At 56.1% G+C, this 14,394-nt stretch carries 15 protein-coding genes; 8 read left to right on the top strand and 7 right to left on the bottom strand.

The annotated features are described in order from the left end of the window. Positions 1-15: 15 nt before the first annotated feature. Positions 16-549: a histidine phosphatase family protein gene (locus tag DXY38_RS06150; RefSeq protein WP_170952868.1), complete on the bottom strand. Its 534-nt coding sequence runs from the start codon at positions 547-549 to the stop codon at positions 16-18. Beyond that, positions 494-2,128, bottom strand: a complete 1,635-nt coding sequence (locus DXY38_RS06145; RefSeq protein ID WP_115070881.1) for a DUF3352 domain-containing protein — start codon at positions 2,126-2,128, stop codon at positions 494-496. Before DXY38_RS06145 ends, DXY38_RS06150 begins: the two co-directional genes overlap by 56 nt. A 48-nt stretch (positions 2,129-2,176) precedes the next feature. Here DXY38_RS06145 and DXY38_RS06140 point away from each other — a divergent pair, with 48 nt between their 5' ends. The 3 genes from DXY38_RS06140 (at position 2,177) to DXY38_RS06130 (ending at position 4,816) form a co-directional block, all read left to right on the top strand. After that, entirely contained in the window at positions 2,177-2,527 is a 351-nt protein-coding gene (locus DXY38_RS06140) for a rhodanese-like domain-containing protein (protein WP_115070935.1), read from the top strand. Between the two features lie 71 nt (positions 2,528-2,598). Then, positions 2,599-3,591, top strand: a complete 993-nt coding sequence (gene hrcA, locus DXY38_RS06135) for a heat-inducible transcriptional repressor HrcA (RefSeq protein WP_115070934.1) — start codon at positions 2,599-2,601, stop codon at positions 3,589-3,591. 1 nt (position 3,592) lies between these two features. Then, positions 3,593-4,816, top strand: coding sequence for an ABC transporter substrate-binding protein (locus DXY38_RS06130; protein ID WP_115070880.1), 1,224 nt, complete (start codon positions 3,593-3,595; stop codon positions 4,814-4,816). Between the two features lie 8 nt (positions 4,817-4,824). Here DXY38_RS06130 and DXY38_RS06125 read toward each other — a convergent pair whose 3' ends face one another. The 3 genes from DXY38_RS06125 to DXY38_RS06115 are packed head-to-tail and all read right to left on the bottom strand — an operon-like array spanning position 4,825 to position 8,293. After that, positions 4,825-6,018 carry a hypothetical protein gene (locus DXY38_RS06125; RefSeq protein ID WP_244279031.1) on the bottom strand — a complete coding sequence of 398 codons (1,194 nt, stop codon included), beginning with the start codon at positions 6,016-6,018 and terminating at the stop codon, positions 4,825-4,827. A 20-nt stretch (positions 6,019-6,038) separates the two neighbouring features. Next, complete coding sequence (gene trpB / locus DXY38_RS06120; protein WP_115070879.1) at positions 6,039-7,295, bottom strand: tryptophan synthase subunit beta; 1,257 nt, start codon at positions 7,293-7,295, stop codon at positions 6,039-6,041. A 38-nt stretch (positions 7,296-7,333) separates the two neighbouring features. After that, positions 7,334-8,293 carry a class I SAM-dependent methyltransferase gene (locus DXY38_RS06115; RefSeq protein WP_115070878.1) on the bottom strand — a complete coding sequence of 320 codons (960 nt, stop codon included), beginning with the start codon at positions 8,291-8,293 and terminating at the stop codon, positions 7,334-7,336. A 39-nt stretch (positions 8,294-8,332) separates the two neighbouring features. On the opposite strand from DXY38_RS06115, the gene DXY38_RS06110 reads away from it, so the two are divergent. After that, complete coding sequence (locus DXY38_RS06110) at positions 8,333-8,659, top strand: translation initiation factor (protein WP_115070877.1); 327 nt, start codon at positions 8,333-8,335, stop codon at positions 8,657-8,659. Positions 8,660-8,736: 77 nt separating this feature from the next. Then, a complete protein-coding gene (cysC, locus tag DXY38_RS06105; RefSeq protein WP_115070876.1) occupies positions 8,737-9,363 on the top strand; it encodes an adenylyl-sulfate kinase in 627 nt (208 codons plus the stop codon). On the opposite strand, the gene DXY38_RS06100 is transcribed toward cysC, so the two are convergent. Together DXY38_RS06100 and purE are read right to left on the bottom strand one after the other, a co-directional pair. Then, the gene (locus tag DXY38_RS06100; RefSeq protein ID WP_115070875.1) at positions 9,344-10,423 is read right to left on the bottom strand and encodes an AI-2E family transporter; all 1,080 of its coding nucleotides are present in this window, start codon (positions 10,421-10,423) and stop codon (positions 9,344-9,346) included. The genes cysC and DXY38_RS06100 overlap by 20 nt on opposite strands. A gap of 54 nt (positions 10,424-10,477) precedes the next feature. Beyond that, positions 10,478-11,032, bottom strand: a complete 555-nt coding sequence (purE, locus tag DXY38_RS06095) for a 5-(carboxyamino)imidazole ribonucleotide mutase (protein WP_256359564.1) — start codon at positions 11,030-11,032, stop codon at positions 10,478-10,480. A 57-nt stretch (positions 11,033-11,089) separates the two neighbouring features. On the opposite strand from purE, the gene DXY38_RS06090 reads away from it, so the two are divergent. The 3 genes from DXY38_RS06090 to DXY38_RS06080 all read left to right on the top strand — a co-directional run bounded on the left by DXY38_RS06090 (position 11,090) and on the right by DXY38_RS06080 (position 14,368). Then, positions 11,090-12,241 (top strand): amidohydrolase family protein, encoded by a 1,152-nt coding sequence (locus DXY38_RS06090; RefSeq protein ID WP_115070874.1) that lies wholly within the window; start codon positions 11,090-11,092, stop codon positions 12,239-12,241. A 27-nt stretch (positions 12,242-12,268) separates the two neighbouring features. After that, a complete protein-coding gene (gene bchM / locus DXY38_RS06085) occupies positions 12,269-12,991 on the top strand; it encodes a magnesium protoporphyrin IX methyltransferase (RefSeq protein WP_115070873.1) in 723 nt (240 codons plus the stop codon). A 222-nt stretch (positions 12,992-13,213) separates the two neighbouring features. Further along, on the top strand, positions 13,214-14,368 hold the full coding sequence (locus DXY38_RS06080) for an ABC transporter substrate-binding protein (protein ID WP_115070872.1): 1,155 nt from the start codon (positions 13,214-13,216) through the stop codon (positions 14,366-14,368). Positions 14,369-14,394: the final 26 nt, after the last annotated feature.

Genomic DNA, 14,394 nt, shown 5'->3' with positions numbered 1-14,394 from the left:
ACTTCTCACCGCAACTTAAACGCAGCCCGGCAATAACAGACGTGGTCTTAGCAACCCCTGCAGCTGCGCAAGGCCACGGGGATCTTGATGGGATGGGTCCCAATGAAGATGACAAAGCCCCGCCTTACGCAGCCTCAGGCCAGCGGATGGCGCTCCGATCAACGCTGCCGCAAGCCGACTCAAATCAGGCTCATGCCCCACCAGCAAACACGAGCCTTGCAAGCGCTCGACCAAGGGCCATGAATCCCCGCCGGGCTCAAGACAACGAGCGAGCTCAACCGCAGGAGCCATCCCGCTTTTTACGGCCAGCTCAGCGGTTTCACGCGCTCGGCGATATGGGCTGCTGTACAAGCGGTCGGAGATCAATCCGAGATCGCGCAGACGGCAACAGACTTTGAACGTGCGCTCGCGGCCCAAAGGGGTCAGAGGGCGATCCGAATCATCCGTACCTTGATGGCGCTCAACCGCGATGCCATGCCGCAACAGCAATAGGTCAACCAAACCGCAGCTGGGCACGGAGACGCAAGCGGTGAGAGCCTGCTTGACCATCTCCCTCCTCACCAGATCCCTCCTCTTGATCGGTCCCAACCGCCAAAGCAAGCTCATGCACCGCCGGGAGTAGGGGTCGGCCGGCCACCGACTGAATCAAGCTCCAGGGCCGCCACTTTTGGAGCTGAGCGCGGCTGGGCTCCGTCGCCAAGGCCAACTGCTGTGCCAGAGGCGCCGCCCCATCGTCCTGCAAGGCCCGTAGTTGATCCAAGCGCGGCTCAAGGGCGGAGTGATCCTGACGCGTTGTCAGAGCATCCAGGGTCTGCCCCCACCAGTCTTGACCAGATTCACGCTCCAAGGCCACCGCAAGCTGGGCCTGAAGAGAGGCTTCACCCCGCTGCCGCTGCCGGGCTAGCCGGGTCCATACCTCAAGGGCCGATCCATCAGACGGCAGGGCTGAGCGCACGAGCCCCTTGACTTGGAGGTCCGCATCCACGGCCTCCAAACCAGGCTGATCACTGGATGTTCCCAATAGCCATCCCTCTTCACCCTGCTTCCAAAGCAGGGGGCCCGCATCCAACCCCACCACAGCGGAAGCCCCCTCGGCTCCCAGGGTTTGGAGAGTCTCCTCAAGAACAGGCGCCAACCATTGAGCGACGGGGTCCTGATCATGAGGACTTAGGAGCCCTGCAGGATCCGAGAGCAAAGCGAGGGCAGAGGCTGATCCACCGGCTGAACGCATCAAGGATTGCGACTGCAGGCCGCCAGTCCCTGAACCTCCAAGCGGCTGACGAAAACGCAACACAGCATCCAGATCGAGAGCAGTCCCTTTGGGTTCCAGTGCTGCTACCAGACCAACCAGGTCGTCGTCATCAGAGATGGAGCGCGGCATTCCAAGCCACGTCGCCATCGCGACAGGATCAGCCGTTAGCAGCGCCGCACCCCGACCAAGCTGCTGCAAGTCAGCCACGAGAGCTTCGTCTCCAAGCTGGTGCAAAGCATCCAGTTGAGACACATCCAAAGACTGCTCCAGCACACCACGACCGGAGGCAATTAAGAGCAGGTCATCGTCGATCAAGGCTGTAGCGATGGGCTGTGGATCTTGACCAAGCAGCGCTCCGCGACCGCTGATCACACCCATTCCCCGGTAACGACTGATTTGCAGATCGGTGCCTGCCAAGCTGCGCGTTTGCCAAAAGCGTTGCAGGAAACGCTTGGCCCCGTCTTGATCAAGGCTGGTGAGGGCGAGCACCCAACCCGCAGGAGCATCGGAGACGGGCGCAAACAAGGACAAACTGACCTGGGGACCGATCCAATCCGCGAGTTCTCCCACAAAATCCAAGCCCGCTAGAGCAAAGGCTCCATCCCGCAATTGCTGGGTGCTGTCCCGAGCTTTGCGTCGGCGTGACACCGGAGCCACGGCCTGGGCATAGGCAGGCATGCGCCCAGGATCAGCAAGCCAATGCAAACTCAGGGATGCATTTCTCGGAACGAACCGAGCGGCTCGTGGCAAGACGAGGGGTTGCCCGACAATCTTGAGGGGACTCTGCTGAGCCATCGCCCACCACAGGCCCAAGGCGGTGGTTAGCAGCAACACCACCGTTGCAGCGACAGCTAAAAGGAAGGAACGCGCCTTCATGAAGCAGCAGGCGTGGGTATGGCCTCATCTTTGTTCATGATGAATCCCATGACACCCTCTTCACCCCAATCGATCAGCGCCAAAGACCTTCACGCGTGGCTAGCGAGCGGCAGTGCCCTTCAGCTCGTTGATGTTCGCGAGCACTCCGAACTGGAGATCGCTCCCTTCCCCGGGCAGGTGGAACATTTACCGCTAAGTGAATCAAATCTATGGCTTTCCGATCTGCCCGCAAGGCTGACCACCAGCAAACCCATCGTGGTCATTTGTCACGCCGGGATCCGTAGCCGAAATTTTGGCTGCTGGCTCTTAGAGCAAGGACCGGATTATGAGGTCTGGAACCTAGAAGGCGGCATTCATGCCTGGAGTGTGGACGTCGACCCGAGCGTTCCCCGTTACTGAGCAGCGGTTCATGACAACGCCACCAATCCGAGGGGAAACCTCCGTACGATCAAAACGCTGATTGTGTGCCTGTGCAGCCGCTGCCCCGCCGACAACAGGAGGTGCTCAGGGCCACAGTGCACCACTACGTTGACACCATTGAGCCAGTGGGGAGCCGAACCCTGGTTCAGAGGTTCGATCTGCAAGCCAGTGCTGCCACCGTGCGTTCAGCCATGGGGGCTTTAGAGCAGCGGGGTCTTCTCACCCAACCCCATACATCTGCTGGACGGGTTCCAAGCCCCAGTGGATACAGGCATTACGTGGATTGCCTACTTCCGAAGCCCGGAACAATCGCCCAACATCTCGATCAGGAGTTAACCCAACTCAGCCTTCGCTGGGCAGCTCTGGATGATCTGCTCCAAAACATGGCGAGAAGGCTCACCGATTTCACGGGACTGATGAGCCTGATCACGCACCCCAGCCAAGGGCAACCCGCACTGGAAGCGATCCGACTGGTGCGCAGCGAGGAGCGATTGCTGGTGATGTTGGTGCAAAATTCCAGCCAAGCCAGTCACCTCAATCTTCGGCTGCCCCACGGCAGTGAGCATCAAATCGAAGCGATGGATCAATGGGCGCGTCGGCAGCTCGACGGCAATGGCCGTTTGAATTGGAATGCACTGCCCAGAGAATTGCAGGCCTGCGGCAGAGCCCTCCGCGATGCCATTGACAGCCATCAGACCTTGCAAACCACCCAAGAAACCAAGGCTCTCTTTCATGGCGTGTCTCGGCTCATAGCCGAGCCCGAATTCAGCCAAAGCGCCAAGCTCAGACCACTCCTTGAATTGATGGATCAAAGTCCTGCAGCCCTAACCCTCTCCGCTTCCAGTCCTGGATATGGCATCTGGATCGGCCAAGAACATCCCGAACAGGCTTTGCACCACTGCTCAGTGGTCCAAGCCACCTACACAAGCGCCACAGACGGCGTGGGGCATGTGGCGCTTGTGGGGCCAATGCGCATGGCCTACGCCACAGCACTCGCTGCCGTTAAGAGTGCCGCCCATCATCTCGAGAATCTTCTGAACTGACATGGCGTTCCAAGGAAGACCCCTGCCCCCCCCGGTCGCCATCGTCCTCGGACTCAGCATCGGGGGGGCTTTGTTTGCCATTTGGAGCGGTGTCAACCTGACAACGAACCAGGAGCCGTTTGAGCCCGCGCCGAACACCTCGATTGCCTCCAACGAGGCAGAACGAAGCGTTGCGAGCGAGAACCTTGATTCACTTCTCAACGAAGAACCCCGCCCTTGGTTGCTGGCACAGTCCCTTCCCCTGAAAGGCCCCTCCGGGCATATCGGAGAGCGCTTCGCCCTAGGGATCGACACTGTTCTACGAGAGTTGAATAACCGTGGTGGCATCGCCGGACGCCCCGTCAAGGTTTGGCGGATCGATGATGGCTATGAGCCAGAAAATACGCTGCGTAATACCCGCTTTTTTGCGGCCGAGCCTGATGTTTTGGCCCTCTTCGGCTTTTTTGGCACACCCACGAGCAAAGCGGCCCTACCGATTGCCAAGAAGGCGGGACTCACCCTTGTTGCTCCTCTCACAGGTGCTAGCGCCCTACGGGCACAAGGTCAGACAGGGGTGTTGCACTTCCGAGCCAGCTATGCGGAAGAAGCTCGGCGGATCGTCAATCACCTCGTCAACGACGGCTTCGTCAGAATTGCAGTGGCGTATCAGAACGACGCCTATGGAAAAGACGTGCTTGCCAGCACAGTGGAGGCCCTGAAAAAGCACAATCTCAGCGCTGTCAGCACAGCGGCCCTACCACGAAACTCCATTGAAACAAAGCAAGCCGCCGACACGATTATCAAATCAAAGCCCGATGCCCTGATCGTGATCTCACTGAGCAAAACGATGGCCTCGTTGGTGAACAACCTGCATCGAAATGGCAGCCGCCCGCAATTAATGACCATCTCTCCAACAGGAACCAAAGCGCTGTTTCGAGATCTACCTCAAGCAGCCGCCTTTGGCGTTGGTGTCACACAAGTTGTGCCCTTCCCTTGGGATGCACGGCACCCAGATGTCGCGAGCTATCAACGACTCCTACGTCAGCAGCAGCAGGATGGTGAAGTTGATTTCGATTTCTACAGCCTCGAAGGCTTCATGGCAGCGCAATGGCTCGTTGAGGCGATGGAATCGATTGCTCCAGATATCAACCGGGACCGACTCGTCGATGAACTGAGACGCACCACGCCAGGATTACATCGCAGTATCGATTTGGTTTTCCTTGGCAGTGATCCCTGGGAACCCTAAAAAGGTTGTCAGATCAACAACCAGCTAGCTATTGACAATAAAACCATAATTATAAGAGAAATAGGAGGCCAGAATTGCTCATAGAAATGGATACGTCCCAAAATCAAGTCTCGACGATCACTGGCCTCTAATTCCGCTCGCCTCTTGAGACTCTCAAGGTAGAGGACCAGTGCGAAGCTAACAATCGAAAGGATGTAAGCAATCGCATAAATCGAATCTAAAAACGAAAGATAAGGGAGGCTTGGCAGCTCTGATCGATATCCATCTTGCAAAAAGATCAGCGTTAACAAAACGGCGATCGGAATCTCAACACGAAACTCTGTCAGCACCCGGGTAATCAAAACAATCGAGGCCATCACCACAACCAGGGGCTGAATCAAAGTCCAGAATGCAGACCAAGAAGACTTTTGATAAGACACATCAAAAATAAGCTGGCTGTATTCCTCATCCACAGCGCTAACGCCAAGTCCCGAGGCAAAGTGATGCCGAAATTCCCCAAAAGACCAGCCGCGTGTGAGCCAGCCAAAGAGATCAGAATACTGACCAATCCCGCTATCCCTTAAATCAGGAATCAAACGAAGACTTTGATAGGTCAGATCACCGACAGGATCATCAGCCTCAAGAACAACAGGGAGACTCACCGAGTTAAAAGGAAACCTCCGCAAGTCCAAGTTGTCAATGTAAAAGTCCCCTGTATACAACATCCCTTGCCCAAAAGTGCCGTCTTCAAATTCACGGACGTCCCGCAAAGGCGTGATTACAGATGTTTCCGGATTGATATCATTTTCAAGTCCAATCACCTCGGAAATAGCCAAGCCTCTTTCTTCCAAGTAATCCTGGAAAGGCTTTCCCCAACGCATCCAGATATATCCCTTGCTGGAAAAGCTAGGAACCTCCAGATCCAGACTGAAGTTATTCGCAACGTAAATACCTGCATAGACCTTGTATTTTGCCGCTTCCAGAAGTTCCGAATCACGCAGGACTTCCGCCCCCTTTAATGGCCTGCCACGAGCCGCAGCATCAGGCGCTTCATTACGAATGTGAGGAGTACTCGTGAGCCGAAGCAATTCTCGAGAACTGATCACGTCTAAATTTTCTCTACCAAGAAATTGAACCAGAAAAATCCCAGAGATTACAATCACCAGGACGAGGAGAAAGTCCCAAAAGTTTAATCTGATGCGCAACATCTTGGGATGCTTCAACAAGCGCTGAAGCACAGTCTTCAAAGCTGACTTCCAAGTTTTTCCGCCACGGTGTTCACATCCTTATCACCACGGCCAGAACAATTGATCACAATTTCGCTGCCGCTGGGAAGCGTGGGGCACAACATTTCCAGCCAAGCAAACGCATGGGCGGTTTCCAAAGCGGGAATGATTCCCTCCAACTCACTCACAAGCCGTAAAGCGGAAAGCGCCTCATCGTCCGTAACGGCAGCGTATTCAGCGCGGCCGATATCCCGCAGATAACTGTGCTCTGGCCCCACACCGGGATAGTCAAGCCCAGCACTGATGGAATGCGCTTCCTGGACTTGGCCGTCCTGATCTTGAAGAAGCAGGCTCATCGCCCCATGCAGCACCCCCACTCGGCCCTCCGTAATCGTGGCGGCATGACGTCCGGTTTCCACTCCATCACCAGCGGCCTCAACACCAATCAGGCGAACTGAGGTGTCTTGCACAAACGGATGGAAGAGCCCCATCGCATTGGAACCTCCACCCACACATGCCAACAACACATCAGGAAGCCGCCCAAACGACTCCATGCACTGCTTCCGGGCTTCATTGCCGATCACTGCATGGAAGTCACGCACCAACATCGGATAGGGATGTGGACCAGCCACGGATCCAAGGATGTAGTGGGTGGTTTCCACATTGGTCACCCAATCGCGGATGGCTTCGCTCGTCGCGTCCTTCAAGGTGGCCGTTCCTGCCGTGACCGGCTGAACGGTGGCTCCCAATAAGCGCATACGGAACACATTCAGCGCCTGACGGCGCATGTCTTCAGCCCCCATATAGACCACGCACTCCAGGCCGAAACGAGCGCATACCGTTGCGGTGGCCACGCCATGCTGACCGGCGCCGGTTTCAGCAATGATTCGCTTCTTGCCCATACGCAAGGCCAACAACGCCTGACCAAGGGCATTGTTGATTTTGTGCGCACCCGTGTGATTGAGATCTTCGCGCTTCAACCAGATGCGTGGACCACCATCGGAACGGCGATAGTGAGCGGTGAGACGCTCCGCTTCGTAGAGGGGTGTGGCTCGCCCTACATAGGATTTCAGCAGCCGGTTTAGCTCAGTCGTGAAGGCTGAATCCTTCCACGCTTCAGCCGCCGCTTGTTCAAGCTCAGCAAGCGCTGGCATCAGCGTTTCGGGAACGTACTGCCCTCCATAACGACCAAACCGACCGTGAGCTTCAGGCCGAACCGAAGGCGTCAGGCTGGCTGGATCTGGGGTGCTGGCAGTCGGCAGAGTGCTTGTCACAGGTCTGGCATGCCGCTGAAACGGCGTCTTGCAATAAGTCAGCGTAAACAGGCGATTACACGATGTCGTGGATCACAGGCCTCAATACGCAGATCTCGAAACCCTGCCTGCAGGAGAGCAGCGCCCATATCGAGGCCGAAATAGTCCTCGATGTAGGGCTCGGTGCTCTTCAGCAGGGTCGCAACGGCGGCTGGCAGGCGTTGCAATACCGATGAAGCTGGATCCTGATCCACCATCAGCAACACGCCCCCAGGCTTCAGAAGACGCGCTGCTTCTTGCAACACCTCACGGGTGGCGCTTTGAGGCAGCTCGTGGCAAACAAACTGAAGGCTGATGAAATCAATGCTCTCACTCGCCAAAGCGGTGTGTTCGGCAGCGGCATGGCGCCACTCACTGATCAAGCTGTCGCGATCTCTGACCCTTGCCACAGCCAGCATCTCCGGGGAGAGATCCAAACCGATCAGCCTTGGCCTGTTCAAACCACGTTGATCGGCCCGAGCGTTCAACCAACGGGCAAGCGCCTGGGTGCTGACGCCAACGGAACAACCCAGATCCAAAACCTCGCAGGTGGAATCGCTGAGAAGCGGTTCCACCACGGCATGGATCGCATCGCGGAGTCGCGTTTGAGCCTGGAGCGGCTCCAGCTCTTCCTTCGGCCAAATTCGCAGGGCCATCGCATCGGTGGCTTGCTCAGCCTCCGCTGCCGCCTGCCAGCAGAGGTTGCCCTGCTCATAGGCATGGAAACGCGCTTGGTAGTAGGCGGGAGGAACCAGGCCCTCGGCGCGACTCTCCGCCAGAAGGGGAGCGGCCGCCTCCAACAACTCAGACCGTCGCTTCCGCCAAGGGATGCCGTTGCGCTCAGCCGTCCGGATGATCAGCTGTCGTGCCTGAAAAAACAGGGGGCGACGCAACAGGCGGATGCCAATCAACCGTTCAATCCAGCGGCCGAGCCCCCGACTGGAATCAGCCCATTGGGGAGCGGGAGCAGACCCACTCATGTTGAGAAACGGCAGGATAGGAACGGATGCGAATAGCTCATGCGCAAGGGAGGCTGGCAAGAATTCAGCAGTGCTGACAGTCTGCAACGCCCAACTGGACCATCAGCAGGCGTCACACCCAAAAATGAGCAGGTGGTTCGCGTGCAGCCCACCCGCGGAGGGAAAGGGGGCAAAACCGTCACGGTGATCCGAGGTCTTGAGTTAGAGCCAGATGGCTTGAAGTCCCTCCTCAAAAAGTTGAAAACGCGCATTGGCAGTGGCGGCACCGCAAAGGATGGCGTGATCGAGTTGCAGGGGGATCAGGTTGAGCTCAGTCTCGAATTGCTTAAAAAAGAGGGCTACAAACCCAAGAGAGCTGGAGGCTGAGACCTCAGCGGCTTCATGCCGAGATTGTGCCGTCGTCGTTTACGCCAGGAGACAATGCCATCTTTCGCGCTCCGTTCATGGCCGCCGCCGACAACACAAAAGCAACCAACATCGTTTGGCACCAGGCCTCGGTTGATCGCGACACTCGCGCTAAACAACGGGGCCACGGCAGCTCAATCCTCTGGTTTACGGGCTTAAGCGGGGCTGGCAAAAGCACCTTGGCCAATGCCGTGAACGCTGCTTTGTTTGAACGTGGACTGGCGACTTACGTGTTGGACGGCGACAACGTTCGCCACGGGCTCTGCAAGGACTTGGGCTTTTCCGACGCCGACCGAGAAGAGAACATCCGGCGCATCGGCGAGGTGGCGAAGCTGTTCCTCGATGCCGGCGTGATTGTGCTGACGGCGTTTGTGTCTCCTTTTCGGGCTGACCGCGACAAAGCAAGAGCTCTTGTGAACGCAGGAGACTTCATCGAGATCCACTGCGCAGCCGATCTCAGCGTTTGCGAAGAACGTGACACCAAGGGGCTCTATGCCAAAGCGCGTGCGGGAGAAATCAAAGAATTCACAGGGATCTCCAGCCCCTATGAAGCACCGGAACATCCTGAACTCAATATCAACACCGGCCACAGCAGCCTGGACAGCTGCGTCGACCAGGTGATCCATTATCTGGTTGCGCAAAAAATCATTCCTGCGCAGAGCTGAGCGCTTTCGAAGGGAGATCAAAGCCCTGACGATCAGCCCAGGCATCGATCAGGGTTTTGATGCAACTCGCCACTGGCACGGCAAGCAACAGGCCCAGAAGCTCTCCAAAACCGAACAAAGCGCCCGCTCGTGCACCAAGCGGAAGAGCAATCAGCAGCCAAGCCGGCTGCAAGCCAACGATGCTCCCCATCAAGCGTGGCTGGATCACCTGATCCACAACCTGACCGACGCCAATCGCGGCCGCCAGGATGGCGAGGCCCATTCCAGGATCTTGCACGGCCAACAAAACACTCACCGCAACGATGGTGAAAGCACTGGCATAGGGGATCAACGTTGTTAGGCCAATCAAAACAGCAAACAACACGCCATAAGGGATCTTCAGCAAGGTGAACACCGCAATCTGACCAGCGCTCAAAATCAAAGCGAGCACGACCTGACCGGCGAAATAGCCCCGAAAGGTGCGCGTGATGGTGGCCACCACCAGCTCACGCCACTCCTGCGGCAACCAACGCACCAACCCTGCCGTAATGGATTCGCCTCCCAGCAGAAAGAACACCGCCAGCACCAGGACGATGACGGTGTTGATCGTAGTGCCGAGGGTCGCCCCAAGAAGGCTGAGCAACTGTTGACTGAACTGGCTCGCTAAACGACTGGCACGCGTCAAAACATCGCTGCTCAGATCTCCGAATTCACTTGGCAATCCACGGGCCAGCGCCCATTCCTGGAGACGGCCGATCAACCCTTGGGAGGCTTCAAGCCAACCTGGCAAGGCATTGATCAATTGCGCGAGTTGGTCAATCAAAAGGGGCACCAATGTGATGCCTGAGATCACCAAAATTCCTACAGCCAGCAAAAACACCAGGGAAATCGCAAGCCAACCCGGAAGCCCCCGGGCACGAAGCCAGCGGGAAGGAATGCTGAGGAGGAAGGCGATCAGGGCCGCGGTCAAAAACAAACCCGGAAAGGGCGCCAGCGGCACAAGCAACTGACGCAACACGAATAAGTTGAGTGTTAACAGAGGTAGGGCGAGTCCCCAACGCATCCAGGCAGGACCGAACATCAAACGTTCCGTTGAGATTGAATTGTGAAACTGACCACGACCAAGGGTGTGTGATCAGCTACTCGACATGGAATCCAGATAGGCGTCAGCACCGAGATTTTTGAGGCGGGCATCCTTGGCAACCACCATGTCGTGGAGTTGCTGGCGGTAGGCCTCGAGTTGTTCAGAGAGGGTCGAATCACTGATCGCCAGAATCTGAGCGGCCAGCAAACCAGCGTTTAAACCGCCGCCAATCGCCACCGTGGCCACAGGGATACCCCCAGGCATCTGAACAATGGAGTGCAGGGAGTCGACCCCGGAGAGCGCGCGACTCTTCACGGGAACGCCGATGACGGGAAGCGTGGTGAGCGAGGCCACCATGCCTGGGAGGTGGGCAGCACCGCCGGCACCAGCAACGATCACTTGAAATCCCAGCGATTTTGCATGCCTTGCAAAGTCCACCATTTCCAGGGGAGTGCGATGGGCCGAAAGCACACGCACCTCAACGTTGACACCCAGTTCTTCAAGGACCGAAACCGCTGGCTTCAGGGTCGGCAAATCAGAATCACTTCCCATGATCACTGCAACACGGGACGTCGCGACGATTGTGGGCTCCGATGGCTTGGACACAGCAAGCTTGCAGCGAGACTGCCATCGTCCCGCACTGGCTTCAGAGGACCCTTCCCCATGCGCCGGATCACACACGTCTGTCTGCCCCAAAGCACGAGCAAGGACGGGCACTCTCAGCAGTGGTGGCTGCAACTCGATCAAAAAGACCGCATTGTGGATCGAGGATTGATGCCTAAGGGGACGGCCTTAGCCGGTGAAAGCTGGGGCGGAGACGTGCTCAGCCCGATGGGTGTGGACCTCCAGATCAATGGGGGTTTGGGACTGCCGTTCCCAGAGCTGACCGATGCTGCGTTGCCACAACTCCTGCAGCTCCTCGATCAGCTCTGGCGCGATGGCGTGGAAGCGATCAGTCCCACTCTTGTGACCTGCGGCGTCGAGCCCTTGCGTGAAGCTCTCACCGTGCTCAGGCAGGCGCGTGCCGCTCACCAACCCTTGCGCTGCCAGCTGCTTGGTGCCCACTTGGAAGGACCTTTTCTGGCCGAGGCAAGACGGGGAGCCCATCCACGCCAACACCTCGCCAGTCCCACCATGGACGAACTCAAGGCACGCATCAGCGGCTTTGAGCAAGAGATTGCCCTGGTCACGCTGGCACCAGAACGCGATGGCGCCGCGGCCTTGATCGAACACCTGTGTGGTCTGGGCATTCGCGTGGCCCTTGGTCACAGCACTGCGGATGCAACCACGGCCAACGAGGCCTTCAACAAAGGCGTGACGATGTTGACCCACAGCTTCAATGCGATGCAGGGGTTGCATCACCGCAATCCCGGACCGATCGGAGCTGCCTGCCTACGGAGTGACGTTGCACTCGGCCTGATTGCTGATGGGGTTCACGTGGACCCCACGATGGCGGTGCTTTTGCAGCGGCTGGCGGGCGATCAACTCGTGCTGGTCAGCGATGCACTCGCCCCCTACGGACTCGAAGACGGAGTGCACCATTGGGATGAGCGTGCGCTTCTGGTGAAGAACGGCACCTGCCGGCTTGAGGATGGAACCCTTGCGGGCGTGACCTTGCCGTTGCTTGAGGGAGTAAAGCGGCTGGCGCGCTGGAGCGCCCAGCCAAGTGCTTCCATCTATGCCGCAACCGTTGCACCCAGGAAGGTCCTGAATTCCCAAGCAACGTTCCAGCTGCTGGGACGACCTCTGAACGAGCTGTTGCGCTGGCATTGGGATGCCGAAACCAACAACCTCAGCTGGCAACACGCTGACTAAGCTTTCGCGATCCTCCCCTCTGATGCCATGTCACCCGAGTCCCTGCTGGACGACACGCAGGCTGAAAAGCAGGAGGTGAAGGGGTACTTCGAAACAACAGGGTTCGAGCGCTGGAATCGCATCTACAGCGACACTGATGATGTCAACAAGGTGCAGCGCAACATTCGCATCGGTCACCAGAAGACCGTGGATGAGGTGTTGAGCTGGATCAAGCAAAGCGGCGAGCTCAGGGACGTGAGCTTCTGTGATGCTGGCTGCGGTGTAGGCAGCCTCAGCTTGCCTTTAGCCGAGATGGGCGCCGGTTCCATCGATGCCAGCGACATTTCAGAAGCGATGGCACAGGAGGCTCAGCGCCGTGCAGAAGAGGCGGGCTTGACCATGAGCAAACTCCATTTCTTCGCCAGTGATCTCGAAAGCCTCCGCGGCTCGTTTCACACCGTCTGCTGCCTCGATGTGTTCATTCACTACCCACAACCAGCTGCGGAGGAGATGGTTCGCCACCTCTGCAGCCTCACCGAACAGAGACTGATCGTGAGCTTTGCTCCCTACACCCCTTTGTTGGCATTGCTTAAAGGCATCGGCCAACTGTTTCCTGGCCCAAGCAAAACCACCCGCGCGTACACCCTGAAAGAGACAGGAATTGTGCAAGCCGCTGAACGCTGTGGATTCGAGCTAGTTCGCCGCAGTTTGAACAAAGCACCGTTCTACTTTTCTCGCCTGATTGAGTTCCGAAAATATCGCACCTGCTGAGGGGTTCAGGTTCACCTGGCATAACGCCAGGACCGTGACCAAAAGCAGCTATTCGGATGGCAAATCAATTTCCAATAACCAGATCAGTTCAGCTCAAATTGCTTTAACGATCGATCGGTTGGGTCAAATAATTTTCTACAACATATAGACCACACCGTAAAAATCATTTCATGGCCTTCTTCGCTGAATGGACGAAGAAAATGTCTCTTACCGAACAGCACAATGAGGAAATCCAGAAAAGCAATCTCGGCTTTAACAATTAGCCTTCTTGCAGTCGCTCTAAGCGAAACTTCTCAAGGAATTCCAGCTCATGCGGACGCGGTCACAGCGGAGAAAAAGGAAATCATCAAGATTGGAACTGTTGACAACTATTTGCCATGTTCAGATCAGATTGACGATAACTTTGAAGGGCTCTCAATTGATATCTGGAGGCGAATCAGTGAGCGGCTCAACCTTCAATACACTCTCTCCGCAATCTCAAGCTTCGATGAGGCGGTCAACCTCGCGGCAGAGGGTCAATTTGACATCATCGCCTCGTGCCACGAAGTTACGCCAGAACGCTTAAAACGCGTCGAGTACGCGATCCCATACACAACTGGCGGAATTGTTATCGCCAGCCAACAAAGCAATCGCCCAGTCCTAACACTTGTTGGGAAGATTTTTCAAAATAAAATTGTAGTACGTTGCAGCATTTTACTTCTCATCGTCACAGGAATAACGGCCTGGACGTCAAGCTATTTCAAAAAACCAAAAAATTCACGGAAATCAAAGGTCAGGCGCCTCACAAAAGCATGGACCTTCCTGATCCTTAACGACGGGATAGACACCATTGTCGGGAGAAAGATAAGGGACCACTTAACTGTTTTAGTTACCAGCCTGTTACACACTTTGCTCATGTCAGCAATCATCGGCACAACTGCTGCCATTATTTTCGAAGAAAATATCGCGAGAAAAACGAATGAACTAACTAACAAAGAATTACACTTAATACTCAAACAAGGCTTGGCCGTTCAAGCAGGAACATCCAATGCAAACTGGCTCAAAAAACAAATGAGAAGCGCGGGCATCACACCAAACAGAGAGACACTTCCCCTATACGCAGATTCCAAGGCTCAAATGATTGAATTCATCCAGGGGAAACAAGCACGACCTGCCAAGCATTTCGTGGCAAACATAACAACCTACAAAACCTTGCTCAAGCAATCCGACCTCCAGGAAAAGTACCAACTCACCTACCAATTACCCAGCAAAACACCTCAAGCTTTCTTATTTGGAGGCAAAGTAAAACCAGAGCTAAAGAAAATGATCAACATCGAAATCGCAAAAATGAATCGACAAGGCCTGACAGAGCAAATCGAAAAAGACTGGAGCGATTAATCCTTAAAGCTTTGATCTCAGTTGTT

This window comes from Synechococcus sp. UW179B (genome assembly GCF_900474245.1).
Lineage (GTDB): Bacteria > Cyanobacteriota > Cyanobacteriia > PCC-6307 > Cyanobiaceae > Synechococcus_C.
This window is presented reverse-complemented; position numbering and strand designations above follow the sequence as displayed.